Annotated in this window: 2 protein-coding genes; both read left to right on the top strand. The window is 40.5% G+C overall.

The genetic code is table 11. The features are described from left to right. Nucleotides 1-199 precede the first annotated feature (199 nt). Nucleotides 200-2,155 carry a caspase family protein gene (locus A3766_RS22560; protein ID WP_068512444.1) on the top strand — a complete coding sequence of 652 codons (1,956 nt, stop codon included), beginning with the start codon at nucleotides 200-202 and terminating at the stop codon, nucleotides 2,153-2,155. Nucleotides 2,156-2,175: 20 nt separating this feature from the next. Continuing rightward, the gene (locus A3766_RS22565) at nucleotides 2,176-3,168 is read left to right on the top strand and encodes a hypothetical protein (protein WP_156491909.1); all 993 of its coding nucleotides are present in this window, start codon (nucleotides 2,176-2,178) and stop codon (nucleotides 3,166-3,168) included. Nucleotides 3,169-3,276: the final 108 nt, after the last annotated feature.

Raw genomic sequence — 3,276 nt, forward strand, 5'->3', positions numbered from 1 at the left:
GCATAACAGATCAAACTGGAAATTATTCTGATTTAGCGGATGAACAGCGAGCTTCGGTTGGTCTAGGTTTTGTTAGAGGTGGCTTTTCAGTTGATTTCGCTGCGCAACAGTTTTTTGGGGCTAGCGAGAACAAATTCAAGATAGGAATGCTAGAAATTGGAATCGAGTTTTAAGGTTGTTTTAGAGAAGGTATAGAAAGATGAATATGGTTAAAACGTCTGTAGTTTTTGTTGTGTTGTTTGCTATTAGCTTGAGTACTTTTGCTGCAAAGAATGACACAGCATTTGAGCTTTTTACTGACGCTGAAAGAGCTTTAGAGGAGGGAGACCTTAATGAATCTAAAAGGCTAGCAGAAAACGCGATTAATTTAGTCCCTGGTGATGGTCGTATCACTATCAATAAGCAAGCAAAATACCGATTTGCTTCATTTGGTAGAGGCTTAAAACCAGTTAGGTATTATGATGGTGATGACGTTGATTATCGACCAAACAAGTTACTGAGAAAAGTAAAGGAAAAAGCTCGGGAGCGATCAGAGAGGTTAAGAGCAACGCTGAAAAACGATAACCCGCCTCGCCTTGTAGTAGAACCAAGATTAGTTGATTCAGACTCAGACGGAATTTATTACGAAGATGAGACTCTTGAGATACAAGTGCTCATTAGAAATGAAGGAGAGGGACTAGCTGAAAACGTAAAGCTTATCATTGATGGACGTAGTTCAATGCCAAGTCTACTTTTCAAATCTTTTATCGGTGAGATCCCTCCAAACAGTGAACGGATACATTCGCAAACTATTTTATTGCCTCGAGAATACGATGACGATGAGTTAGATATTGTTGTAAAAGCTGAAGAAATGGATGGCTTTGGCGCCGATATAGCTAAATCGAGTTACCAAATCCACGAGTGGGAAGAACCCAGAATAAGAATTACAACACGGAGAACGTTTGAATCACTAAAGCCTGGGCGCACAAGTAAGTATGAATTGATTGCCGAAAATATTGGCAGCACGCCAGCACGTAATATTGCAATACATACCGAACTAGAAACGAAAGGTATACGTCTAGTCGATGAACAGTGGCCTGAAAGGATAGCCTTGTTAGCTCCAGGAGAACGGCTTCCACTCACTTTATTCTTAAGAGGTGACTTGGAGCTGGATAAGAATACTAAACCGGAATTCAGTATACATATAAAAGACCTGGGTATCGATGACGCGAAACATTCGATAAAACGGATCGCAAATTATTCCTTGCATATCGAGGAAGGTTTTAGATATCACCATTCAGGAAATGTCAAACAATATGCAGTTTCTAACATCGGTTTAGCTGAGGAGGATAAAAGACCGGCAAGGATAAGCAAGAATAGGATAGAACATACTGACAATTATGCGCTCGTTATAGGTAACAGAAACTATTCTAAAATGCCGGGGCTACCCGTTAGATATGCGTTGAAAGATGCAAAATTGATGGCTGACGTGTTTGAAAAGAACATGGGGATTCCAAGTCGAAATATCGCTCAATACCATGATGTTTCCTTAGGTGAGTTCAAAACCATAATTGGCGCGAATGGCAAGCCTGGCAAATTCCAGCGTTCAGTTAACGGGTTGAGTGAGGGAAAGGCCAATACAGTGTTCGTTTTCTATTCTGGGCATGGTGTGCCTGCAATTAATGATAAGTGGGCTGCTTACTTAATGCCTAGCGACGCGACACCCGATTCAATTGATGTATCTGGCTATCATCTTGACGAGTTTTATCGCCAGCTTTCATTAATTGATGCTGAAAATATCGTAGTGTTCCTAGACGCATGTTTTAGTGGAAATGCTCACGACGGAACCTTATATCCAAACGTAAGTGCGAGTGTATTGAGGCGACCCTTAATATCTGTACCTACGAAAAATAGTGCGATCACAGTATTTTCCGCGACACAGTCGGAAGGAGTAGCAACTTGGTATGACTATGTTGGCAATGGTCTATTTTCAAACTTTTTAGCTAAGGGCTTAACGGGAAAAGCTGACAACGATGGCGACAAAAAGGTTACGACTGATGAACTCTACAGTTATGTAGACAGGAAGGTATCGGTTGTATCCGCGGTACTTGGAAGAAACCAAGCACCTTCGATTTTTAGTGAAGGCGATGTTGAGCTTGTTAGGTACCGTTACTGAGATAAGGAGATCCAATGATAATGAAAATTGTTCGATATGTTGTAGTGATAATGGCGTTGGCTTTGAATGGTTATTTTGTGCAAGCAGGGTCTTGTCTACAAAAAGGCGTTGGTCTCATTAACATAATAGAACCTGGACTATACGAGGTGTCAGGAATAGGGGCTACACAGAAAGATGCATTTGAGGAGGCGTCAATTAATCTTAGCTATGGTCTCAACACAAAGGTAAGTTCCAAGTGCTTTGATATCGATAGCTCTAATTTTCAAGAAAATAGTATCCAGAGCTGTAAAAACAGTGTCAGAAGTCGGTCAGAGATTGGTTACACACCAATCATTTCTGTTGATAAATGCAGTGGGTTCCAGGTTGTGAGAATACGTTATGACGCAAGACCTCTGATTGATCGAATGGATTTGCTGTCGTTGGATTTAAAACATTCTGAGGAGCTATTAATTGATCAAAGAAAGCTAATTCCGTTCTCTGTATTGCTAAGAAATATAAGGAGTGGAAAGTTAAGGTTAAGGTTTGACTCAGGGAATCGTATATGGGCCATAGTGAAAGATTCTCAAACAATGTGGTTGACCACTAAGGACTTTATTAATCAAGTGCGCTGGGCAGGATGTGAGCAGGAAGATCGGTTTGAATTCTTGTTGGGCGCTAATTCCGTGAAAGCAGCAAGGCACGAACAGAACGTAAGAGTTAAAATCTCAAATAAGAACAAAGCACGTTTTGCTTCGCTTTGGGAGCTGGACAGCGGTGTTGGAGCAGAACTGATTGGTAGCAACTTGAATCCTGAGAACGGATTAAATAATAATATTCTGACTTTAGATTTCGCTAATTCACTTATTCAGAAGAAAATATTTATTTCATTGTTGCTTGATGAAAGGCTTTCTATCGACGGAGAGCAAGAGAATTTTACTCTAGATCAATTTCTGGAGGAGGTTGTGCTTAACGAGTTGGTTAGCGGCAACGGGCAGTTTTGTGCCTATACGGTTTATAACAAAGAGGCTCTTTAGATACGGATAACAACAAGTTAAAGCACTTGTCAAAGAAACTCAAACAGCGAATCACTGGGAGCGAAATTGATGGAAGCTAAAAATGGTAATGGATTGTTTGTTATTGAC

It is taken from the genome of Oleiphilus sp. HI0132 (assembly GCF_001635845.1).

What these genes read in the sequence shown, in the direction of transcription:
- A3766_RS22560 (WP_068512444.1), top strand. Translation starts at nt 200, where the DNA reads ATGAATATGGTTAAAACGTCTGTAGTTTTTGTTGTGTTGTTTGCTATT.
- A3766_RS22565 (WP_156491909.1), top strand. Translation starts at nt 2,176, where the DNA reads ATGAAAATTGTTCGATATGTTGTAGTGATAATGGCGTTGGCTTTGAAT.